The organism is Tateyamaria algicola (assembly GCF_047715485.1).
Taxonomy (GTDB): Bacteria; Pseudomonadota; Alphaproteobacteria; order Rhodobacterales; family Rhodobacteraceae; genus Tateyamaria.
Genome location: NZ_CP180422.1, coordinates 3,805,375 through 3,827,826, shown reverse-complemented (window position 1 = coordinate 3,827,826; position 22,452 = coordinate 3,805,375). Strand labels below are relative to the sequence as shown.

Annotated in this window: 20 protein-coding genes and 1 tRNA gene; 13 read left to right on the top strand and 8 right to left on the bottom strand. The window is 62.9% G+C overall.

The window, feature by feature from the left end; translation table 11 throughout:
* Window positions 1–30: 30 nt before the first annotated feature.
* Window positions 31–1,575 (bottom strand): trimethylamine methyltransferase family protein, encoded by a 1,545-nt coding sequence (locus ACMHLQ_RS21340; protein WP_415402682.1) that lies wholly within the window; start codon window positions 1,573–1,575, stop codon window positions 31–33.
* Window positions 1,576–1,981: 406 nt separating this feature from the next.
* On the opposite strand from ACMHLQ_RS21340, the gene ACMHLQ_RS21335 reads away from it, so the two are divergent.
* On the top strand, window positions 1,982–2,581 hold the full coding sequence (locus ACMHLQ_RS21335) for an outer membrane protein (RefSeq protein WP_415402681.1): 600 nt from the start codon (window positions 1,982–1,984) through the stop codon (window positions 2,579–2,581).
* A 360-nt stretch (window positions 2,582–2,941) separates the two neighbouring features.
* Here the strand turns inward: ACMHLQ_RS21335 and ACMHLQ_RS21330 are convergent, their stop codons facing one another.
* A complete protein-coding gene (locus ACMHLQ_RS21330) occupies window positions 2,942–3,190 on the bottom strand; it encodes a hypothetical protein (protein WP_415402680.1) in 249 nt (82 codons plus the stop codon).
* A gap of 281 nt (window positions 3,191–3,471) precedes the next feature.
* On the opposite strand from ACMHLQ_RS21330, the gene ACMHLQ_RS21325 reads away from it, so the two are divergent.
* Complete coding sequence (locus ACMHLQ_RS21325; RefSeq protein WP_415402679.1) at window positions 3,472–3,912, top strand: RNA polymerase sigma factor; 441 nt, start codon at window positions 3,472–3,474, stop codon at window positions 3,910–3,912.
* A 275-nt stretch (window positions 3,913–4,187) separates the two neighbouring features.
* On the opposite strand, the gene ACMHLQ_RS21320 is transcribed toward ACMHLQ_RS21325, so the two are convergent.
* On the bottom strand, window positions 4,188–7,859 hold the full coding sequence (locus tag ACMHLQ_RS21320; RefSeq protein WP_415402678.1) for a vitamin B12-dependent ribonucleotide reductase: 3,672 nt from the start codon (window positions 7,857–7,859) through the stop codon (window positions 4,188–4,190).
* 529 nt (window positions 7,860–8,388) lie between these two features.
* Between ACMHLQ_RS21320 and ACMHLQ_RS21315 the strand changes: the two genes are divergently transcribed.
* Complete coding sequence (locus tag ACMHLQ_RS21315) at window positions 8,389–8,847, top strand: hypothetical protein (RefSeq protein WP_415402677.1); 459 nt, start codon at window positions 8,389–8,391, stop codon at window positions 8,845–8,847.
* Between the two features lie 10 nt (window positions 8,848–8,857).
* Here the strand turns inward: ACMHLQ_RS21315 and ACMHLQ_RS21310 are convergent.
* The 4 genes from ACMHLQ_RS21310 to pdxH form a co-directional block, all read right to left on the bottom strand.
* Window positions 8,858–8,934, bottom strand: a tRNA-Pro gene (locus tag ACMHLQ_RS21310).
* Window positions 8,935–8,977: 43 nt separating this feature from the next.
* Window positions 8,978–9,403 carry a DUF192 domain-containing protein gene (locus tag ACMHLQ_RS21305; RefSeq protein WP_415402675.1) on the bottom strand — a complete coding sequence of 142 codons (426 nt, stop codon included), beginning with the start codon at window positions 9,401–9,403 and terminating at the stop codon, window positions 8,978–8,980.
* A 64-nt stretch (window positions 9,404–9,467) separates the two neighbouring features.
* On the bottom strand, window positions 9,468–10,004 hold the full coding sequence (locus ACMHLQ_RS21300) for a cold-shock protein (RefSeq protein ID WP_415405327.1): 537 nt from the start codon (window positions 10,002–10,004) through the stop codon (window positions 9,468–9,470).
* Between the two features lie 120 nt (window positions 10,005–10,124).
* The gene (pdxH, locus tag ACMHLQ_RS21295) at window positions 10,125–10,730 is read right to left on the bottom strand and encodes a pyridoxamine 5'-phosphate oxidase (protein WP_415402674.1); all 606 of its coding nucleotides are present in this window, start codon (window positions 10,728–10,730) and stop codon (window positions 10,125–10,127) included.
* A gap of 135 nt (window positions 10,731–10,865) precedes the next feature.
* Between pdxH and fabI the strand changes: the two genes are divergently transcribed.
* From fabI to ACMHLQ_RS21255, 8 genes are all read left to right on the top strand, one after another.
* Window positions 10,866–11,672 carry an enoyl-ACP reductase FabI gene (fabI, locus tag ACMHLQ_RS21290; protein WP_415402673.1) on the top strand — a complete coding sequence of 269 codons (807 nt, stop codon included), beginning with the start codon at window positions 10,866–10,868 and terminating at the stop codon, window positions 11,670–11,672.
* A gap of 3 nt (window positions 11,673–11,675) precedes the next feature.
* A complete protein-coding gene (locus ACMHLQ_RS21285; protein ID WP_415402672.1) occupies window positions 11,676–12,287 on the top strand; it encodes a LysE family transporter in 612 nt (203 codons plus the stop codon).
* A gap of 3 nt (window positions 12,288–12,290) precedes the next feature.
* Window positions 12,291–12,899: a LysE family translocator gene (locus tag ACMHLQ_RS21280; protein WP_415402671.1), complete on the top strand. Its 609-nt coding sequence runs from the start codon at window positions 12,291–12,293 to the stop codon at window positions 12,897–12,899.
* 1 nt (window position 12,900) lies between these two features.
* Window positions 12,901–13,416: a xanthine phosphoribosyltransferase gene (gpt, locus tag ACMHLQ_RS21275; RefSeq protein WP_415402670.1), complete on the top strand. Its 516-nt coding sequence runs from the start codon at window positions 12,901–12,903 to the stop codon at window positions 13,414–13,416.
* Between the two features lie 67 nt (window positions 13,417–13,483).
* Window positions 13,484–14,659, top strand: coding sequence for an aminotransferase (locus ACMHLQ_RS21270; RefSeq protein ID WP_415402669.1), 1,176 nt, complete (start codon window positions 13,484–13,486; stop codon window positions 14,657–14,659).
* Window positions 14,660–14,736: 77 nt separating this feature from the next.
* Window positions 14,737–16,581 (top strand): peptidyl-prolyl cis-trans isomerase, encoded by a 1,845-nt coding sequence (locus ACMHLQ_RS21265; RefSeq protein WP_415402667.1) that lies wholly within the window; start codon window positions 14,737–14,739, stop codon window positions 16,579–16,581.
* Window positions 16,581–18,089, top strand: coding sequence for an anthranilate synthase component I (gene trpE, locus ACMHLQ_RS21260; protein ID WP_415402666.1), 1,509 nt, complete (start codon window positions 16,581–16,583; stop codon window positions 18,087–18,089). Before ACMHLQ_RS21265 ends, trpE begins: the two co-directional genes overlap by 1 nt.
* Window positions 18,090–18,173: 84 nt before the next feature.
* Window positions 18,174–19,211: a succinylglutamate desuccinylase/aspartoacylase family protein gene (locus ACMHLQ_RS21255; protein ID WP_415402665.1), complete on the top strand. Its 1,038-nt coding sequence runs from the start codon at window positions 18,174–18,176 to the stop codon at window positions 19,209–19,211.
* A gap of 11 nt (window positions 19,212–19,222) precedes the next feature.
* Here the strand turns inward: ACMHLQ_RS21255 and ACMHLQ_RS21250 are convergent, their stop codons facing one another.
* Entirely contained in the window at window positions 19,223–20,665 is a 1,443-nt protein-coding gene (locus ACMHLQ_RS21250) for a divergent polysaccharide deacetylase family protein (RefSeq protein WP_415402664.1), read from the bottom strand.
* A 159-nt stretch (window positions 20,666–20,824) separates the two neighbouring features.
* Here ACMHLQ_RS21250 and ACMHLQ_RS21245 point away from each other — a divergent pair, with 159 nt between their 5' ends.
* Together ACMHLQ_RS21245 and trpD are read left to right on the top strand one after the other, a co-directional pair.
* Window positions 20,825–21,406: an anthranilate synthase component II gene (locus ACMHLQ_RS21245; RefSeq protein WP_415402663.1), complete on the top strand. Its 582-nt coding sequence runs from the start codon at window positions 20,825–20,827 to the stop codon at window positions 21,404–21,406.
* Window positions 21,403–22,422, top strand: a complete 1,020-nt coding sequence (trpD, locus tag ACMHLQ_RS21240; protein WP_415402662.1) for an anthranilate phosphoribosyltransferase — start codon at window positions 21,403–21,405, stop codon at window positions 22,420–22,422. The genes ACMHLQ_RS21245 and trpD overlap by 4 nt, the downstream gene beginning before the upstream one ends.
* Window positions 22,423–22,452 lie beyond the last annotated feature (30 nt).

The following is a 22,452-nucleotide window of genomic DNA, read 5'->3' as shown; positions in this document are numbered from 1 at the left end:
AAGTAAGGCGGAGGTGTCCTCCGCCCCGCCCTATCCGAACGCAGGCAAGTGGATGTTGAACCTTGCTCGAACCGCCGCATCCAGCTCTGGATCCAACGCAGCCTTGGGGCGCATCGCCAGAATCTCTTCCTTGCGCGCGGTGGCCTTGGCAATCAGGTCCGGCTTGCCCAGTTCCAGCCATTCCTTGGGAGACGTCCGACTGCCCATGGAGGGATAGACGCAATTGGTCTGCATCCCACTCAGGGTCTGTTCGGTCCCCAGGTAATGTCCGGGGCCCGACAGGCACACATCGGCAATCTGGTCCACCGCAAGCGTCTCATCGGTCACTTCGATGCCACGCACACAGCGCAACGCCTGCCCGATGATGTCATCCCCCAGGATCAGCGACTCGTGGCAAAAGCCCAAAAGCGACGCGTGCATGCCCGCGGCCTCATAAACCATGTTCAGCCCCGACAGTCCGGCCATCACGTTGGAACACATCTGCTCCCACCCGGCCTGCATGTCCGGCATGTTGCTGTCAGACGCACCAGCGGCGGCCCCGCCGGGCAAGTCGTAGAACTGATGCATCTGCGCACAACCCGCCGTCAGCAAGGCCTGCTCGCCCGACCCGATGCTCATCGCGCCCGTGCGCAGATCAAGGCCAAAGGGCCAGGTGCCAAACACCGCCGGTGCGCCCGGTTTCACCGCGTTGACATAGACGAGACCGGCAAGGCATTCGGCCACAGCTTGGACGATGGCGCCCGCAATCGTGGGCGGCGCCGTCGCACCGGACATGCCCGCCGACAACAAAAGCACGGGCATGCCTGCCTTGATGCACGCCTCCATCACCTCGCAGCTTTCCGAGGCGAACTTCATCGGTGGCACCACGAAGCAGTTGGAATTGGTCACGAAGGGGCGTTCGCGCCACTTGTCCTCGCCACCCGCGATCATGTGCAACATCTCCATCGCGGGTCCGACGCATTCGGGGCCGGTAAAGCTGGTGCCGACATGTTTGGTCGTGCCCGACACGCAGGCAAAGACAGAATTATACTCCATCTCGATCGTGTCAGAGATATCGCGGCAGATCATGGGCCGCTGAAGAAAGTGAATGTTATCAAGCTGATCCGCGATCCGCGCGGCATCGTGCAGGTCTTGCACACCGCTTTCTCGGTATTCGCGCCCATTGACCTCGACCAGATGCACCGCAGCGCCTGCCGTGCCGTAATGAACACGGGTGCCGGACAGGTTCATGTCATGTGCCGGGTCACGGCCCATCAATGTGATCGAGCGGTTGGCGCGCGCCAACGTGTCCTCGACCAAGGCACGGGGAAAGCGGATGCGGCCGTCCTCGCCCAGAATGGCGCCAGCGGCTGTCAGATATGCGATGCCCGACGGGGGCGCGTCGGCTAGGCCGATCTGCTCGAGCGCATCCAGGGCCGCGCGGTGGATACGTTCGATCTCGGCCTGGGTCAGCGGGGTATAAGTGCCCCCTTCCAGCCCGGCCCGGATTGGGCGCAAATGGTCGGCAAGCGGGGCGGCACGGGCGGCGCGGCGCGCAGCACGGCCCCCGGAACGCGTTGGGGTTTGGTCATTCATGTTTTGGTCTGTCCACGTTTTTGAGTGCGATAAATGCGATCACATCAAAGAGGTTGCGGACGTCCCCGGGGTGCGCGCCCACGCTCGGCACCGATGGTGCGCGACACGAGCGCTATTTTGCAGCGGCATCCCTGCACGACAAGCCTCCCTCGCATTGTCCAGCCCGGGGTGGACGCGTCGCACCACCCGTGTTCTGGCCACACTGCTGCGCAAAACACCGCCTGTCTGTTCTGTTTGCGACGCCGTTCTGGCGACGCCCCGCGCATCGGTTTGGCCCATTTGTGCAACCCACTGCCGATAGGTGGGTCCCAAGGGCACCGCATCTGGAAGCGGCGGACAAAACCCCCCACCTAATGGCACTGGCGGCATGCCGTCACACTCAAATCGTCGCAAAAGGAGCAGAATAATGAAGACGCGCAGCATCTACGCCGGCCTGACGGCGGGCCTGATCGGGCTGGCGGGTGGGCCAGTACTGGCCGCCGGGCCGACCACCCCGGTTGCCGATCCCATCGCGCCAGCGCCCCCGCCGCCCGCACCCGTGATCGACACAGGCGGTGACTGGACAGGCGGTTACGCCGGTGTGCAACTCGGCTATGCCGATGTTGACGGGTCCGGAACCGCAGACGGGGACGATATCCTCGGCGGTGTGCACCTCGGCTATGACTACGACTTTGGCACCTTCGTTCTGGGTGGCGAGTTGGACTATGACTTTGCCGATATCGACCTGAACGGGGCCGCCTCGGTTGACAGCGTGGCGCGCCTGAAACTGCGCGCTGGCTACGACTTTGGCCGCACGCTTGGCTACTTCACGGCAGGTGTCGCCGATCTGGACACCTCGCTTGGCTCGGAGACGGGCGAGTTCTACGGCCTCGGCGTCGCCTACCAGGTGACAGATCGCTACACGATCGGGGCAGAACTGCTTGAGCACAGCTTTGATGACATCGGCGGAACCGGTGTCGAAGCTGACGCAACGACCCTGACCCTGCGCGGTTCGATCCGCTTCTGATACGACCCGCCCGGGCAAGGGACAGATCCTTTGCCCGGGCGCTCGCAGGCCCCGGCCGCACCCCTTCCCCCACACAGCCTCAGCAGACCAGACGCGCAGACGCCCTCGTCGTTCCGCACGCAACCGATATGCGCGCCATGCGCCCATCACTGGCCACAGGACACAAAGAAAGACGGCCCCACATATGGAGCCGTCTTGTCGGTCGTCAGATCTGTGCGCAGCATCGCATCCGCGGACGCAACCGCATTGTAAATACAGTGAGGCCCGGCCCCTGGGGGGAGACCGGGCCTCACACCCCCACCCTTTCACGTCACCACGCGCCTTATGGGCTACGCGTTGCGCGAAATAGCGGGTGACGCTTTAGCCGTCCGTGGCGGGCATCAGCCCCGCTTCCTGTGCGGCAGCAATCTCGTCAGCGTCCAATGCCCCATCAGCATTCAGGTCCATCGCCGAGAACGCATCCGATGTGATCTCGGGGAAGCTGGCCTGGACTTCATCGATGGTGAGCACGCCGTCCTGGTTTGTATCGAGATCGGCTGCGCCCTGACCCATCGCGAGTGCCGGGATGGCCAGTGCAGCCATAAATGTCAGAGTGGCAATTTTGGTCATAGGGGAAACTCCTATTCGTTTTCGTTGTGAGGGTCCGTGAGTGGCGCCCTCACCAAGTATGAGCACAAAAATCGGCCCAGCATCCGCATCCGTCGCCTGACCCGCACAATCGCGCGATGCCCTGCCGATGTGCGGGATCGGCATGGGCGAGCCGTCGCCCAAAAAGGGGGCAGTTTGGGAATAGGCAAAAACCCCCGGGCTGTTCAGGCCTGCAGGAACGGCGCACCTTTCGGTGCATGACACATCCAGTACCCGTACGCCGCCTTGTTCCTCTCATCCCCATGCTGACCCGTCGCGCGCGGCGTCTGGCCCGCAGCCAAAGCGAGGCGGAAGACATTGTGCAGGACACCCTGCTGAGCCTGTGCCAACGTCTGAGGGAGGGCAAACAGATCGAAGATCTGCCCGCCTATGCGATGCGCACCCTGTCGAACCGTGCGCGCCGGGGCTGGCGGCAACTGCCCACGGACGAATTGGACGAGACCCACGCACTGACGGAGCCAGACGCGCTGATCCGTCTGGATTGCGCGGACACGCTGGCGGCCATCGCGACACTGCCGCCTCCCCAACGCGAGTTGCTGGATCTGGTGGTCGCGGGCGAAAGCTCTCCGCGTGCGCTCGCCTCGGCCACGGGGCTGCCGCTGGGCACGGTCATGTCGCGCCTGGCACGTGCGCGGGCGCGCCTGCGCTTGACCTTGGCGGATGAAGAGCCGGTGGCGAGATAGGCCGCCCTGTCCTTGAAACAAAAGAGGGGAGCGCGAACGCTCCCCTTTAGTTTCGCCGTTCAGGCTCAATATGTTAACCGCCCGGTACTTTTCTGCCTGCGGCCTGAACGTCGTCGGGGGCGAGCGCACCCGCCCCGTGTGCCAGAGGCAGATTTCTCTGCCCCTGTAAAAGGATGGGAAGGACTAAAGTCGCGCCCCACCCTGTCTCGTCGGGAGCCAGACCGGCCAAACCGGCCCAGCCCCCTCGCGCCCCTTCCCCGGGCCGCGTATCTCTTTTAGCTACACCCGGACGTTCCGCCGCAGGTGTTGCACTTCATGCAGGTGCCGTTGCGCACCAGTGTGTAGTTGCCGCACTCGCCGCAGGCCTCGCCCTCGTAGCCCTGCATCTTGGCCTTGGTGCGCGCATCCATGCTGACCGAGCCCGAAGACACGGCTGTCGTGGTTGTGCTGACCGCAACCCCGCCGCCGACGGCGACTTCGGGCACCAGCGTTTGCAGCGCAGCAGACGGATCCGCCAGCATCTCACCGGTCTCGGCCATGCCGCCCTGCAACACCACGAGATCCTGTGGCAGACGCTTGCGCAGATAGCCTGTCGAGCTGATTTGTTTCAGCACTTCCAAGGACTTGGACGCCGCTGTTTCACTCAACTCGGATACGTTGGACACGCCCTCTTCGACACCCATACCGAGGTCGTCAAAGCTTGCGCCTTCCGGCTTTACATGCGCCAGATCGGTGCGGTCGAGGTAGCTGACAGCCAGTTCGCGGAACACGTAGTCGAGGATCGATGTCGCGTTCTTGATGCTGTCATTGCCCTGAACCATGCCTGCTGGCTCGAACTTGGTGAATGTGAAGGCGTCCACGAACTCTTCCAGCGGCACACCGTATTGCAGGCCCACGGACACGGCGATGGCAAAGTTGTTCATCATCGCCCGGAAGCCAGCGCCTTCCTTGTGCATGTCGATGAAAATCTCACCGAGGTTGCCGTCCTCATACTCACCCGTGCGCAGATAGACCTTGTGGCCCCCCACGATGGCTTTCTGAGTATAGCCCTTGCGGCGCTGAGGCATCTTTTCGCGGTGCGATTTGATGATCTCTTTCACCACGACCTTTTCGACGATCTTCTCGGCCAGGACTGTGGCCTTCTCAACCGGCGATCCGCTTTCCAGAACCTCTTGCGCGTCCTCATCATCCTCGACCAGCGAGGCAGCCAGAGGTTGCGAGAGTTTCGAGCCGTCGCGGTAAAGCGCGTTGGCCTTCACCCCCAGCGACCAGCTGAGTTCGTAAGCCTTCTGGCAATCCTCGATAGTCGCATCGTTGGGCATGTTGATCGTCTTCGAGATCGCACCCGAGATGAAGGACTGTGCCGCGGCCATCATGGTGATGTGGCTGTCAACACTCAGGAAACGCTTGCCTTTCTTGCCGCACGGGTTGGCGCAGTCAAAGATGTGGTAGTGCTCTTCCTTGAGGTGCGGCGCCCCTTCCAGCGTCATCGTTCCGCAGACATGGTCGTTAGCGGCGTCGATGTCGGCCTTGGAGAAACCGAGCGACTTCAGCAGATCGAAGGTCGGGTCGTTCAGCTTGTCCGCCGGGATGCCCAGCACGCCAGTGCAGAACTCTTCGCCCAGCGTCCACTGGTTGAACACGAACCGGATGTCGAACGCGCTTTCCAGTGCGGCATCCACCTTGGCCAGCTCATTGGCGCCAAAGCCGTGGCCCGCCAGCGTCGTGTGGTTGATCGCCGGGGCGTTGCCGATGGAGCCGTGGCCCACCGCGTAGCTGACGATTTCCTCGATCTGGGCAGAGCCGTAGCCAAGATTTTCCAGCGCCGCAGGCACCGAGCGGTTGATGATCTTGAAGTAACCGCCACCGGCAAGCTTCTTGAACTTCACCAACGCAAAGTCAGGTTCGATCCCCGTGGTGTCGCAATCCATGACCAGACCGATGGTGCCGGTAGGTGCGATCACGGTGGATTGCGCATTCCGGTAGCCGTTGGCCTCGCCCAGTTTCAGCGCCTCGTCCCATGTGGACATGGCAACATCGATCAGGCGGGCATCAGGGCAGTTGGCGTGGTCGAGCGCGACGGGTTTGACCGCCAGCTTCTCGTAGCCCTCGGTCGATCCGTACGCTGCCGTGCGGTGGTTGCGCATGACCCGCAACATGTGGTCGGCGTTTCTCTTGTAGCCAGGGAATGGCCCCAACTCGCCCGCCATCTCGGCGGATGTGGCATAGGCCACGCCCGTCATGATCGCCGTCAGCGCACCGCAGAGCGCACGGCCCTCGTCGCTGTCATATCCGTGGCCCATGTTCATCAGCAGACCACCGATATTGGCATAGCCAAGGCCCAGAGTGCGGAAGTCGTAAGAGCGCTGCGCGATCTCCTTGGACGGGAACTGTGCCATCATGACCGAGATTTCCAGCGTCACGGTCCAGAGACGCGAGGCATGCATGTAATCCTCGACCTGGAACTGGCCATCCTTGAGGAAGGTCAGCAGGTTCATCGACGCAAGGTTACAAGCCGTGTCGTCGAGGAACATGTATTCCGAACACGGGTTCGAACCGCGGATCGCGCCATCTTCGGGGCATGTGTGCCAGTCGTTGACGGTGTCGTGGTACTGGATGCCGGGATCGGCGCAAGCCCAGGCCGCGTGACCAACTTGGGCCCACAGATCGCGCGCCTTGACCGTCTTGGTGACCGAGCCGTCGACGCGGTTGATCAGTTCCCAATCGGCGTCTTTTTCGACGGCAGTCAAAAAGGCGTTGGTGACGCGGATCGAGTTGTTGGAGTTCTGGCCCGAGACCGAGTTGTAGGCTTCGCTATCCCAGTCGGTGTCGTATGTCGGGAATTCGATCGAGGTGTGGCCTTGGCGTGCATAGTCCAGCACGCGCTTGACGTAAGTCTCGGGGATCGCGACCTTTTTGGCCGCCTTGACCGCCTCTTTCAGCGCATCGTTCTTCTTGGGATCGTAAGCATCTTCGACCGCGCCGTCCCAGGCCTTGATGGCTGCGAACAAGCCGTTCAGCTTTTCTTCGTGCATCTTGGAGCCTGCGACGATGGACGCCACTTTCTGCTCTTCGATCACCTTCCAATTGATGAAATCCTCGATGTCGGGGTGGTCGGCATCGACGATGACCATCTTGGCCGCACGGCGCGTGGTGCCGCCCGACTTGATCGCACCAGCTGCGCGGTCACCGATCTTGAGGAAGCCCATGAGGCCCGACGACTTGCCGCCGCCCGACAGTTTCTCACCCTCGCCGCGCAAGGACGAAAAGTTGGTGCCGGTGCCCGAACCGTACTTGAACAGGCGCGCCTCCCGCACCCAGAGGTCCATGATACCGCCGTCATTGACCAGATCGTCCGACACAGACTGGATAAAGCAGGCGTGGGGCTGCGGGTGCTCATAGGACGATTTGGACTTGGTCAGTTTGCCGGTCTTGTAGTCGACATAGTGGTGACCTTGCGCAGGGCCGTCGATGCCATAGGCCCAGTGCAGACCGGTGTTGAACCACTGCGGGCTATTCGGCGCGGCGCGTTGGGTCGCCAGCATGTGGCGCATCTCGTCATAGTAGGCGCGAGCATCGGATTCGGTGGTGAAATAGCCACCTTTCCAACCCCAATAGGCCCAGGCGCCAGCCAGACGGTCAAACACCTGCTTGGACGACGTCTCACCACCCATCTCAGCGCCCTCAGCCGCTTCGGAGCGCCACAGGAACTCGGGCACGTCCGCTTCTTCGACCTTCTGCAGCTTGGAGGGGACGCCCGCCTTGCGAAAGTATTTCTGCGCGATGACGTCGCTGGCCACTTGTGACCATTTGGCAGGCACTTCGACCTCGTCCAGGCGGAACACGATTGTGCCGTCGGGATTACGGATTTCGGACACCGTGGTCACGAAATCTAGGTCAGCGTAAGCGTCCTGACCGGCCTTGGTGAACTGTCTTTCAATTTTCATCGCGCTGCCTCGTTTCCAGCATGTATCTTTACCGGGTTGCCCCGGCGTTGCGGGGGCCCGAATTCGGTGCCAACACGAGGGCAAAGACGTCCCGTGCAAGCGCGCTGAGTGTGCAGGCCTGCTGGGAATGCCGTGACTGGCTGTGTGTGTTCTGTCCCTCGTGACTGGCGATCACCCCTAGTGTTACCCACTAAATGTTGTGGTGAAGCGCCCGGCCCACACAAACTGACGTATGAGGCCGGGTGCCGTCAACGATATTTTAAATCTTTTTTGACATCTTTTTTCTTGACCCTCCGACCAGCCTGCGCCGCGGGTCTCTCCCCTGATTCAAATGGTTAACAGGCCGCTGGTGCAGGAAATTCTTATCCCGAGGGTGACCTCACAATTTGTGATAAAAGCGGGCGACTTAGGCCCGCCTGTGGATGCTTCACTTGAAGTTATCCACAGTTAACACACTTAAAAGTAGAAAGCTTTTGCCGCGCTGCGGAAAATGTGGTCATCTACGATTATCCCTGAAATGAGGCCCCAGATGCGACCTATATTGCCCTTTTTGCTGGTCGCCCTCGGCGCGTGCGCACCACAATATGTAGAGACGATCGCCACATCGGAACAAGATTTGCCCGTTCGCCGGGCGCTTTTTGAAACGGCGCCCGTTCCGCTGGACGCGGCATTCCGATCCTCCTGCGACTCGCCCGGTGATGAATTGCGCCAGGTGTCACGCTCGACGGTGCAATGCCGCATCCTGCCACCGCCGGACGTGGCTGCGTTCTTGCTGTTGCAATATGATGGTGCGCTCGAGGCGCCGATGCTTGTCGTGCAGAAACGGACAAACCCCGACAACGGGTCGTTTGTCGTGGAACTGTCATATTTTGCCGAAGTCGTGCAGAAATCCGGCAATCCGCGCCGCATCTATTTCAAGCAGCGCGAACTGGATGCCCTGATGGATCGCCTGCTGTCAGCCACAGGCGGGATCGCCGCAAATACATGATTTGGTGAACTGGTCGGAGCGAGAGGATTCGAACCTCCGACCCCCTGTACCCAAAACAGGTGCGCTACCAGGCTGCGCCACGCTCCGACCGTGCGCCCCTCTTAGACATGGTTTGCGCGATTGAAAAGACCTAACAGGGCCAAGCCGCATCAGACTGCGGAAAGCTGGGGTGGCGCAACTGATCGCCCACGGAAATCCCGAGCATCTTGGCAAGGCCGCCATTGATTTCGAGCACATGGGTCAAACCATTGCCGCCAAAGATCGATGTCTCGTCCAAAGGTATCGCGCGGTGATGGATGTTGCGCACAACCCCAGTGGGATCGACAAAGAGCATATCCAGTTCGATCAACGTGTTGCGCATCCAGAAGGACAAGCGGCGCGGTCGCGGGTAGATAAATAGCATGCCCGCCGACGCCGCCATTGACGGGCGATGCATCAGGCCGGTCGCGCGTTCCGCTTCATCATCCGCAATTTCGACGGAGAATCTGGCCTGCCCGAACTCACCGCGAATCCAGACTGTATCGTCGCTGCATTGCGCGAATGCGACAACGGGCATGGCGCAGGTCAAAAAGACAGCCACGCCAAATCGTCGCGACGACGCAAATACGCGTGTAACCGCTTTAGTCATCCGCGCGCGGCAGCGCTGCTTCCCAAGCCAGAACCTCGGCCGCCATTCGCCCACGTTTTCCATCAATCACCCGCATCGCCAATGCCTCGCCCGGGGCCAGATCCGACAGACCCGACCGCCGCAACACTTCTACATGCAGGAACACATCCTCGGAAGAACCAAATGCATTGGCAAAGCCAAAGCCTTTGCCCTTGTCGAACCATTTGACGCGACCGGGCTGCAACGGCGCCCGCGCAACCGCCGCGGAATCCAGGTCGGCGATGTCGGTGAGATTCGAGGTTTCTTCCTGCTGCGGTGGCACGATCTGCACCACTTCGACGGCCTGTACGCCACGGTCGGTTTGCTGCACGCGCACGTGTATGGCCGCGCCATCGGCAACCGATGACTGGCCAAAGTTGCGCAGCACATTGACGTGCAGCAAAATATCCGGGCCGCCCGTTTCGGCCAGGATGAAACCAAACCCTTTCACAGGGTCGAACCATTTCACAGTCCCCGTGACCAGGCCCGTATCTTCTGAGTGTTCTGACACGACGCGTCTTTCTGTGAGTGTTTTGTGTCGTACCACAAGACTTGCGCTATTTTGCACACCATTTTCAAGCGGTTTAAAAGTCTTTGTTTTCAGAATATTGCATTTCACGTCACATGAAATTCAGGGATTGAGCCGGGCGATCTGCCAGGGTTGCCCCGGATTTTCACGGCTCCAGCGAAACCTGTCATGCAGACGGAAGGCGCCATCGGCCCAAAATTCGATCTCGACCGGCGTAATCCGGTAGCCGCCCCAGAACGGTGGACGCTTGGGATCGGTACCATGCTGTGCCGTCACCTTGGCCACTTTGGCCATCAGATGCGCGCGCCCTTCCAGCGGTTGGCTCTGATCAGAGGCCCAGGCGCCAAGGCGCGATTTCAGCGAACGCGATGCGTAGTATTCGTCCGCCTGCGGACCCTCTTCCTTTTCCACGTGACCGCGCACACGCACCTGACGGCGCAGAGATTTCCAGTGCATGACAAAGGCCGCCTTTTCGGCGTGATCCAGTTCTGCCGCCTTGGCACTGCCGTAGTTGGTGTAAAAGACAAAGGCCCCGTCCTCCACATCCTTGAGCAGTACCATACGGGCATTCGGCATGCCATCCGCATCCACCGTACTCAGCGCGATTGCGTTGGGATCGTTGACCTCACTCTGTTCGGCTTCGGCCATCCAGGCCCGCACGATTTCGAACGGGTCGTCACCTGCAAATTTTCCGTCGCGATCTGCCATCTGCCTCTCCTTCATCCGTTATGTCCCAGCTAGCCCTGCCTGGGGGAGTGTTCAAGCACTCCGCGCTCCCTTGATGCGCTTATGCCAATGGCCTAAAGCTGAGCGCCAGAAACACGGGATCGGGTGGGCGAAAACATGGCGACTAAGCTGATGGCAGGCAAGCGGGGCCTTATCATGGGGCTCGCCAATGACAAATCCATTGCATGGGGGATTGCGCGCACCCTGCACGAGGCAGGGGCCGAACTGGCGTTCTCCTATCAGGGCGAGGCGCTCAAGAAACGTGTCGATCCGCTCGCCGCGCAACTGGACAGCGACATCGTGCTGCCCTGCGACGTGGGCGACGAAACCTCGATTGACGCGCTGTTCGACAGCCTGAAGGAGCGCTGGGGCCAGTTGGATTTCCTTGTCCATGCCATTGGTTTTTCGGACAAAAACGAATTGCGCGGTCGGTATGTGGACACCAGCCGGGGCAACTTTGCCCTGACCATGGATATCTCGGTCTACTCCTTCACAGCCGTGATGCAACGCGCTGAAAAGATGATGAAGGACGGCGGCAGCGCCGTCACCCTCACCTATTACGGGGCCGAGCAGGTCATGCCCCATTACAACGTCATGGGCGTGGCCAAGGCCGCGCTCGAGGCGTCGGTCAAGTATCTGGCCGAGGATCTGGGCAAGGACGGCATCCGCGTCAACGCGATCAGCGCCGGCCCCATCAAGACGCTGGCCGCCAGCGGCATCGGCGATTTCCGCTACATCATGAAGTGGAATGAGTACAACTCGCCCCTGCGCCGCAATGTCACGATCGAAGATGTCGGCAAGTCTGCGCTGTTCCTGCTCAGCGATCTCGGGTCGGGCACCACCGGCGAAAACCTGCACGTGGATGCGGGCTATCACGTCGTCGGCATGAAAGCGGTCGACGCCCCGGACATCAGCAAGGGCTAGATCATGACGCTGGCCGCCCTCGCCTCTCTTGCGCTCTTGCAACTGCTCATCGCGATGAGCCCGGGGCCCGCGACGGTGCTTACCATCCGCACGGCGGCGGCACACGGGATCGGGGCCGGGATGGCCCTGGCGGTCGGGCTGGCACTCGCCATCCTTGTCTGGGCCAGTGCGGCACTGACTGGACTTTCGGTGCTGTTCGAGGTCGCGCCATGGCTGCAGACCGGCTTGCGGATCATCGGCGGCCTGTTCCTGATCTGGGTCGGTATCGGCCTGTGGCGTGGCGCCCGCACGCCTATGCCCGATGATGGTGCCGCCGCCCCCTACCATGTTGGTGGTCTGGTCCGCACCGGCGTGTTTACCAACCTCGCCAACCCAAAGGCGCTGGCCTATTTCGCCGCCGTCTTTACCGGCATCTTGCCCACAGACACATCCTGGACGGACGCGGCAATGATCCTCGTCACTGTCTTTGTTGTGGAATGTCTGTGGTATGCTGCGGTGGCCGCCCTGTTTTCCCGGTCCGCGCCCCGTGCGGTTTATGCCCGCATCAAGGGCCTGTTCGAACGCGCCTTCGGTGGCATTCTCAGCCTCTTCGGCATCAAGATCGCATTGGGGTAGCGGATGAGCCTGACATTTGCCGATCTGATTGCCTTCAACGCAGTGCTGCTAGCAGCCCTTGCGGCCCCCGGTGCGGCCCTGCTCTACTTCATCAAAACGACCGTGGCCTCTGGCCGCGCGGCGGGCATGGCCACCGGTCTGGGCCTTGGCACGGCGGCAGCCCTTTGGACCCTCGCCGCCCTCTTGGGGCTCGAGGCCGTCTTCGCCGTCTTTCCCTGGGCCTATACGGCGCTCAAGATCGGTGGTGCATTATATCTCATATGGATCGCGATCCAGACCTGGCGGCACGCCCGCGACCCGCTCAGCGATGCACCGACGCCCAACAGGCGCGCCGTTCTGTCGGGCATTCTGCTGAACCTGGGCAACCCGAAATCCATGCTTTTTGCGGCCGCCGTGATCGTCGTGGTCTTTCCCCAGGGACTCGCCCCGACCGACATCGCCATCATCGTGCTGAACCACTGGCTGCTTGAAATCGCAGTCTACGGCACCTTCGCTGTTCTGCTCAGCTCCGCGCCCGCCCGGCGCGGCTATATCAGCCTCAAACCCCTGCTTGACCGCATTGCCGCCACCCTCTTGGGTGCGCTTGGCCTGCGCCTGATCCTGGAGAAGTAACATGTCCCCCAAAGACCCAAGCCGCCTGCCCCATGAAAAAGGCTTCCACATCAGCTGGGACCAGATCCACCGTGACAGCCGCGCCCTGGCGTGGCGGCTGGACGGGCAAGGCCCCGAAGATGGCGCATGGCGCGGCATCGTTGCGATCACACGCGGTGGCATGGCCCCGGCGATGATCATCGCGCGCGAACTGGATGTGCGCACGGTCGACACGATCTCGGTCAAGTCCTACGACCACCAAACACAAGGCGACGCCCTTGTCCTCAAATCCCCGGACAAGGCCCTGATGGGCGATGGCACAGGCATCCTGATCATCGACGATCTGGTCGATTCCGGCAAAACCCTCGAAGTGGTGCGCGATCTTTATCCGCGCGCGCATTTTGCGACCGTCTATGCCAAACCCAAGGGTGAGCCGATGGTGGATACATTCATCACTGGCGTCAGTCAGGACACGTGGATCTTCTTTCCATGGGACATGGCCCTGCAATATGTCGAACCCTATCGCGGCACCGAGTGAACACGCGCCTTCTCTGTTCCAAAAAATCCCCGCCGGAGGCTCCGGCCCCCGCCAACGGAGCTGACCCATGAGCATTTCGCGCACCGCCGCCACCTTTGCCCCCCCGGTGATGGAGGCGCGCCGATGGATCGAAGGCGTGACCTTTCCGCCCGAGCGTCCGCTGATCAACGTCAGCCAGGCCGCCCCGGTCGATCCGCCACCCCAGGCCTTGCGACAGGCCATGGCGGACGCCGCCTTGCTGCAGGACGATGCACATCTTTATGGCCCCGTGCTCGGTATGCCCGCCTTGCGCGCGGGTCTCAGCGCGCAGATCAACACGCATTATCGCGGGACAACGACGGCCGATAACGTCTCAATCACGTCGGGCTGCAACCAGGCCTTTGCTGCGGCGATTGCCAGCCTGTGCGACGAGGGGGATGAAGTTATCCTGCCAACCCCCTGGTATTTCAACCACAAAATGTGGTTGGACATGGCCGGTGTCGCGGCGGTGCCCCTGGCTGTCGGCAACGGCATGTTGCCCGATATCGCCGTGGCAGGGGCGTCGATCACACCCCGCACCCGCGCCATCGCGCTGGTCACGCCGAACAACCCGGCTGGCGTCGAATACCCCGCAGATCTGGTGCGCGCCTTTTACGATCTTGCCCACGCCAAGGGCATCGCGCTGCTGGTGGATGAAACCTATCGCGACTTCGACAGCCGCTCCGGCCCGCCGCACACCCTGTTTCAGCAGGACGGATGGGAAGAGACGTTTATCCACCTCTATTCCTTCTCCAAGGCCTACCGCTTGACGGGCCACCGGGTTGGCGCGCTGGTATCTTCGCCTGCGCGTCTGGCCGAAGCCGAAAAATTCCTCGACACCGTTGCCATCTGTCCCGGTCAGATCGGGCAATATGCAGCCCTTTGGGGGCTGGAAAACCTCGGGGGCTGGGTCGCAGGCGAGCGTGATGAAATCCTCGCGCGCCGCGCCGCCATTGCCGATGGATTCTCGCAACTGGCCGCCAAGGGCTGGAACCTGTTGGGCCTTGGCGCCTATTTCGCCTACATGACCCACCCGTTTGCGATGTCCTCTGCCGATCTCGCGCCCCTGCTGGTGAAAGAGGCCGGTATCCTGTGCCTGCCGGGCACCATGTTCTGGCCCGACGACGCAGCCGAAGGACGCCAGCAAGTGCGCATCGCCTTTGCCAATCTGGACGCGGCAGGCATCGGTGAACTCTACACAAGGCTGTCAGCGCTCGATCTCTGAGCCCATGCGCACTTGCCCGCCGGTGCGTGCGCGGATAGACATCGCCAAACCCCACCAAACCCAACAAGAGGGCACGCATGGCCAAGGGCTCAAACAACCTGTCGAAAACCGCAGTCTGGGTCCTTCTGGGCTTGCTGATCCTTGCACTGGGCGGCTTTGGCGCCACTAACCTCAGCGGCACGATCCGCACCGTGGGCAAGGTGGGTGACAAGCATATCGACGTTCAGGATTATGCGCGGACGCTGCAACAGGAAATCCAGGCCGTCAGCCAGCAGACCGGCAGCCAGCTCACCTTTGCGCGCGCCCAGGCCATCGGCCTTGATCAGGCTGTGCTGTCGCGCATCGTCCGGGCCCGCGCGCTTGACCACGAGGCCGAGCAGATGGGCCTGAGCGTGGGCGACGAAACCCTGCGCGACGAAATCCTGAACATCCCCAGCTTCCGTGGTCTTGACGGCACCTTTGACCGCGACGCCTACCGCTTTGCGCTGGAACAATCCGGCAGCAGCGAAGGCGCGTTTGAAACCCAGCTGCGCGAGGAAGTCGCGCGCTCACTCTTGCAGGGTGCCATCATGTCCGGCGTGACGATGCCCGACACCTATGCCCGCACGCTGGTGTCCTTTCTGGGCGAGACCCGCAATTTCACATGGGTGCGCCTGGGCCAGTCCGACCTGACCGACCCGGTGCCAGAACCCAGCGAAGATGAGCTGCGCGCCTATTACGAGGCAAATCTGGGCGACTACGAACTGCCCGAAACCAAGCGTATCACCTACGCCGTGCTGCTGCCCGACATGATCCTCGACTCCGTCGCGATCGAAGAGGCCACATTGCGCGCCGAATACGAGGCGAGCGAAGCGGAATACAACCGCCCCGAACGTCGCCTGGTCGAACGGCTGGTCTACCTCGACGCCGCCGCCGCAGACCGCGCCGCCGCGCAGCTTGAAGTCGACGGCACCACGTTCGAAGCGCTGGTGCAGGAACGTGGCCTGAACCTTGCAGATGTCGATCTGGGCGATGTGACCCGCCTCGAACTCGATGCCGCAGGCGAAGCGGTGTTCGCCGCCGAAGTGGGCGATGTCGTTGGCCCGATCCCGTCAAATCTGGGCCCAGCCCTGTTTCGCGTGAATGCCATCCTGCCCGCCCAGAACACGCCTTTTGAGGAGGCCGAGCCGCTGCTTCGTCAACGCCTTGCACTGGATGCAGCGCGTCGGCAGGTCGAATTTCAGGCGGAAGAACTGGACAACCTTCTCGCCGGGGGCGCCACACTGGAAGAGCTGGCCGAAGAGACCGACATGCAGCTGGGCAAGATCGACTGGTATCCCGCCCTGGGCGAAGACATCGCCGGCTATGACGGGTTCCGCGACGCCGCGCTCGAGCTGACAGAGGATGATTTTCCCGAGATCATACAGTTGGACGATGGCGGCATCTTTGCCATGCGCCTCGAGGAAACGCTGGCACCGCGCCCCGCCCCCTTCGAAGAGGCCCGGCTGAATGTGCGCGCCAACTGGGACGCAGAACAAACCGAAGCCCGCCTGATGACGCAGGCCGAGGCCGCACTGCCCGCGCTGGAAGCAGGCGAAAGCTTTGCCAGCCAGGCGCTGGATTCCATTGTCGAAGAGGATCTGGATCGCGGCGCATTCGTACAAGGCACGCCCCCGGCCTTCATGGAAGCCGTGTTCGAGATGGAGCCGGGCAACGTGCGGATCGTGCCCAGTTTTGGCGCGATCCTGATTGTGCGCCTCGATGCGATCAACCCAGCCGAAAACAACGAAGAATTGCAGGCCGAAACCGAAGGGCTGAGCGGTGAGATCGGTCAATTGGTTGCGACCGAACTGTTCAACCTGTTCAGCGAAGATGTCGTGCTGCGCGCAGGCCCCCAGATCAACCAGCAGGCGCTTGACGCCGTGCACGTGAACTTTCCCTGATGGCCCTGATCCCGGACTTTGACAGCTTTGCCGCCGACTACGCGGCGGGCAAGAACCAGGTGGTCTATACCCGGCTGGCCGCCGACCTCGACACGCCCGTGTCCCTGATGCTGAAGCTCACGGGCGCACAAAAGGATGCGTTCGTGCTCGAGTCCGTCACAGGCGGCGAGGTGCGCGGGCGCTATTCGATCATCGGGATGAAGCCTGACCTGATCTGGCGCTGCCACGGTGAGGCGTCGGCCATCAACCGCATGGCGCGCTATGATGCGGATGCGTTCGAGGATGTGGCAGGCAACCCGCTCGACACGCTGCGCTCTCTCATCGAGGAAAGCCGCATTGATCTGCCCGATGCCCTGCCCCAGGCGGCAGCGGGCCTGTTCGGTTATCTCGGCTACGACATGATCCGACTGGTCGAACATCTGCCGGACGTGAATCCGGACCCGCTGGGCCTGCCGGATGCCATCATGCTGCGCCCGTCCGTCATTGCGGTGCTCGACGGGGTCAAGGGCGAGGTCACCGTGGTGTCCCCCGCCTGGGTCAGCGATGGCCAATCGGCACGCGCCGCCTATGCGCAAGCTGCCGAACGGGTGATGGATGCGGTGCGCGATCTGGAACGCGCCATGCCGACCGAAACGCGCGATCTGGGCGATGCGGGCGAGGCCAGCGCGCCCGTGTCGAACTTTACCAAGTCGGGCTACATGCAAGCGGTCGAAAAGGCGCGCGACTATATCAAGGCGGGCGACATCTTTCAGGTGGTGCCTGCACAGCGCTGGACGCAAGAGTTCCGCGACCCGCCCTTTGCGCTTTATCGGTCGTTGCGGCGCACCAACCCCTCGCCCTTCATGTTCTATTTCAACTTCGGCGGCTTTCAGGTTGTGGGCGCCAGCCCCGAAATCCTGGTGCGCGTGTTCGGCAGCGAAGTCACGATCCGTCCTATTGCAGGCACAAGACCCCGCGGGGCCACGCCGGAGGAAGACCGCGCGCTCGAGGCCGACCTTCTGGCTGACAAGAAAGAACTGGCCGAGCACCTGATGCTGCTGGACCTCGGGCGCAACGACGTGGGCCGCGTGGCGCGCATCGGAACCGTGCGCCCAACCGAAGAGTTCATCGTCGAGCGCTACAGCCACGTCATGCACATCGTCAGCAACGTTGTCGGTGAATTGGCCGAAGGCAAGGATGCGCTCGATGCCTTCTTTGCTGGGATGCCAGCGGGCACAGTGTCCGGTGCGCCCAAGGTGCGCGCCATGGAGATCATCGACGAGTTGGAGCCCGAAAAGCGCGGCGTCTATGGCGGCGGCGTGGGCTATTTCAGCGCGGGCGGCGACATGGACATGTGCATCGCCCTGCGCACCGCCGTGGTGCAGGACCAGAAACTCTATATCCAGGCCGGGGGCGGCGTTGTCTATGACAGCGACCCCGAGGCCGAGTTCATGGAAACCGTTCACAAATCCGGTGCCATACGGCGCGCCGCAGAAGATGCCGCGCGCTTTGGTGGGGGCAACAGTTGAGCCCTGTATCAGCCATGTCGGCGCGGATGGCTGATCGGCCCTCCGGGGGGATTTTTTGAGAACAGAGAAGGGCGTGGCAGGCCTATGCCGGTAAAGCCCTTTGTTCTGGACAGCGTGAGCGTGGCCCCCGGCACCCGCGCCTCGGTGCCCCTGCCCGTTTCGGCCCTGCCCGACCACACCCCCGTCAACCTGCGGGTCGAGGTCATTCATGGCAAGCGGCCTGGCCCCACCATGTTCGTCAGCGCCGCTGTTCACGGTGACGAGGTGATCGGGGTCGAGATCGTGCGCCGTCTGCTGCGCACCCCGCAAATGGCGCATGTGCGCGGCACCGTGCTTGTCGTGCCCGTGGTCAACAGTTTCGGCTTTCTCGCGCGCTCGCGCTATCTGCCAGACCGGCGCGACCTCAACCGCTGCTTTCCGGGCACCTCGCAAGGCTCGCTCGGCTCGCGCCTGGCGCATATCTTTCTGCACGATGTGGTGCTGCGCTGCGACTTTGGCATCGATCTGCACTCGGCCGCCGAGCACCGCACCAACCTGCCCCAGATCCGTGTCACCCCGGGCGACAAGACAACCGCCCGCATGGCCCGCGCCTTTGGCGCGCCCGTGATCCTGACATCACCCCTGCGCGAGGGCAGCCTGCGGGGTGAGGCGGCGGACCGGGGCACGCCCGTGTTGCTGTACGAGGCGGGCGAAGGGCTGCGCTTTGACGAATTTGCCGTGCGCGCGGGCGTTGCGGGCATTCTGCGGGTGATGCGCGATCAGGGCATGCTGGCCTCCAAAGGGATCTCGAAGGCCCGCGCGCCTTCGCTGATCTGCACGGGATCCAGCTGGCTGCGCGCGCCCTCGGGCGGCCTGCTGCGCACCTTCCGCGCCGAAGGGGACATTGTCGAAGAAGGCGATGTGCTGGCCGCCGTGTCGGACCCGGCGGGTGAGGTCGAGACCGAATTGCTGGCCCCCGGCCCCGGTATTCTGATCGGGCGCGCCGTCCTGCCGGTGGTGAACGAGGGCGACGCGGTCTTTCACCTCGCCACGCTTGGCCCGACGGCGGATGAAGACACGGTTGACGCGCTCAGCGCGCAGCTCGAGGCCGATCCGCTCTTTGACGAAGACGAGATTATCTGAGGCAACTGGCCCTACTGCTCTTCCGTCAGCGTGGTCAGAACCGCAGAGACCGGGGCGAGTGCCACCCGTTCTGCGCGGTCTTGCAACCCCCATAGCAACAGGGCCGAGATCGTGTCAGGCCGCACCCGTCCCACCATGATCACGCCCCCTTCCTGCCCGGCGCGAAACGCCGCCTGATCCAGAAAGCGGCGGATGACGGTCGGCGTTTGATCCGCGCTGTCAAAGTCGCGGAACACAAGACCCGTGGGCACGCCAGAGCGCGCGGCCAGCTTTTGGGCCGTGTTCAACCCCTTGGATTGCAGCACAAGACCGTGGCCCGTGGCCAGCACCGCCTCGGCCACCTGGTCGGACGCATCGCGCGTGCCTTGAATGCCGGTGCCGGGCCCTTCCATGACCCCCACGGCTTCGGGCACCGCGTCGATTGCGGCAGACAACGCGATTTCGGCATCTGCAGCGGTTGCGCCCTGTGGCAGATCAACCAGCGCCAGCACTTCGAAACCCTGCGCGCGGTAGTCGCTCATGCGCTTGGCCGCATCCGACAGGCTGGCATCAACGGCAAAACTCAGCGGATAGGGAAAGCTTTGCAATGCGGCAAGGCCGACTGGGCCGCCCGTTAGATCAATGCCCGCATCGATCAGGACGATGGACATGAGCGGCTTGCTCTCGGGGTTTTCGAATGGCGCGGCAAAGGCGACGATAGGCGGTGCGCCAGTGTCCGTTCCGTCAGCCTCTTGCGGGACAGTCGGCACATCCGGCGTGCGATCGACAAGCGATCCGGCCGGGCGGCCAATGGTGGGGCGCCCTGTCGTGTCCGGCGCGGGTACGGCGGCGATCACGTCGTTGCCTGGGGCGTCCTGTTCCACCTCGGCAGGCGCCACGGCCACGTTGGGCTCTGGCGGGGCCGCCGCCTCTGCGGTGTCAGGCCCGGGGGTTTCGGCGCCCGGCGCCTCGGGCGCGTCACCGACCTCCGGGGCAAAGGCACCAGAGGTGTCAGGCACAGACGGTGCGGTGGGCTGTGCGGGTTCGGTCGAAATCGACAACTCCGTTTCGGAGCCGGGCGCAGAGGGGGCCGTGGCAGGCGCGCCGGGTTGCACGGGCGCCACATCGCCCACAGCCACCGACCCGGCCTCCGACGTTTCGGCAGGCCCTGCCAGATCATCGGCGCTGCCCGTTTCGGGAACGGTGGGCGTATCAGAGCCCGCAGCCGTCGCTGCAGCCACGTCATCAGCCTCGGGCGAGGTGACTTGCGGCGCATCCCCGTCCCGCACCAGATCGGCGTCCGTCACGGCCTCGGCTGTGCTGCCTTCACCCGTCGCTGGCGCATCCGCGCCGAGAGGGGCCGTGACCCCGGCATCCGGGCGCATCGGGCCGTCGGCTACAATCGACGCCATGCCCGCGCCCAAGACGCTGACAACGCCGCCCCAGATCATGCCGCTCAAAAAACCACGTGCCATATCATCTTCTCCGCCTGTATTGGCGCGGCCCCGCTTTGCGATGTGCCCCACCTGACTGCTGTACCGGCTGCCATCCCCTTGACGCTGGCGGGCAAGCCTGAGCATGTATGGCCGCAACTATAAGGGCCATTGGCCCCCCTTGGAACATGAGATTTTGCGATGCTGCTGCTGATCGATAATTACGACAGTTTCACATATAACCTGGTGCATTATCTGGGCGAATTGGGCACGGATGTGGTTGTGCGCCGCAACGATGCGCTGGATGTGCAAGAGGCGATGGGCATGCGCCCCAATGGCATCTTGCTCTCACCCGGCCCCTGCGATCCCGACCAGGCTGGCATCTGCCTTGCCCTGACGGCGGCGGCGGCTGAAACCCGCACGCCGCTGATGGGCGTGTGCCTGGGCCACCAGACCATCGGCCAGACCTTTGGCGGTAAGGTGGTGCGCGCGCCCGACATTGTGCATGGCAAGCTGGGGACGATGCATCACACGGGCACGGGCGTATTCGCGGGCCTGCCCACCCCGTTCGAGGCCACGCGCTATCACTCCCTGACAGTCGAACGGGAAAGCCTACCCGACTGCCTCGAGATCACGGCAGAGATCGACGACGGCACGATCATGGGCCTGTCCCACCGCGAATTGCCCATGCACGGCGTGCAGTTTCACCCGGAATCGATCCGTTCCGAACATGGGCACGCGCTGCTCAAGAACTTTGTCGACCTGATGCCGGTGGCGGCATGAGTGACGCACTCAAGCCCCTGATTGATGCGGCCGCAAACGGCCCGCTAACGCCCGGCCAGGCACGGGCGGCCTTCGAAATTCTCTTTGAGGGCGAAGCAACGCCCAGCCAGATTGGCGGGCTGCTGATGGCCCTGCGCACACGTGGTGAAACGGTGAATGAGTATGCCGCCGCTGCCGCCGTGATGCGCGCCAAGTGCAACGCGGTTGCGGCGCCCAAGGGCGCGATGGACATCGTGGGCACGGGCGGCGATGGCAAGGGCACGCTCAACATCTCGACCGCCACGGCCTTTGTCGTAGCCGGTGCGGGCGTGACGGTCGCCAAACACGGCAACCGCAATCTCAGTTCGAAATCCGGCGCGGCAGATGCTTTGGGCCAGATGGGCATCAACGTGATGGTCGGCCCGCAAACTGTTGAAAAGGCGCTGCAAAACGCAGGCATCGGGTTCATGATGGCGCCCATGCATCACCCGGCGATCGCCCACGTCATGCCCACGCGGGCCGAGTTGGGCACGCGGACAATCTTCAACATCCTCGGCCCCCTGACCAACCCCGCCGGGGTCAAACGGCAGCTGACGGGCGCGTTTTCGCGCGACCTGATCCGCCCAATGGCCGAAACACTTGGCCAACTGGGATCAGACGCGGCGTGGCTTGTGCACGGATCGGACGGCACGGATGAGCTGACGATCACCGGCATCTCATGGGTCTCGGCCCTCGAAAACGGGGCCATCACCGATTTCGAACTGCACCCCGAAGAGGCGGGCCTGCCAACCCACCCGTTCGAGGACATCGTCGGCGGCACACCCGAAGACAACGCCGCTGCCTTCCGCGCCCTGCTCGATGGGGCGCCCGGCGCCTACCGCGATGCGGTGCTGCTGAACGCTGCGGCCGCCCTGAAAGTCGCCGGGCATGCCACCGACCTCAAGGAAGGGGTCGCCCAGGCCCAGACAAGCATCGACAGCGGAGCCGCAAAAGCTAAGATCAAGGCGGTCGCAGAGATCACGCAAGAGGCCGCCTGACCCTTCTCTGTTCCAAAAATCGCGGGGAGC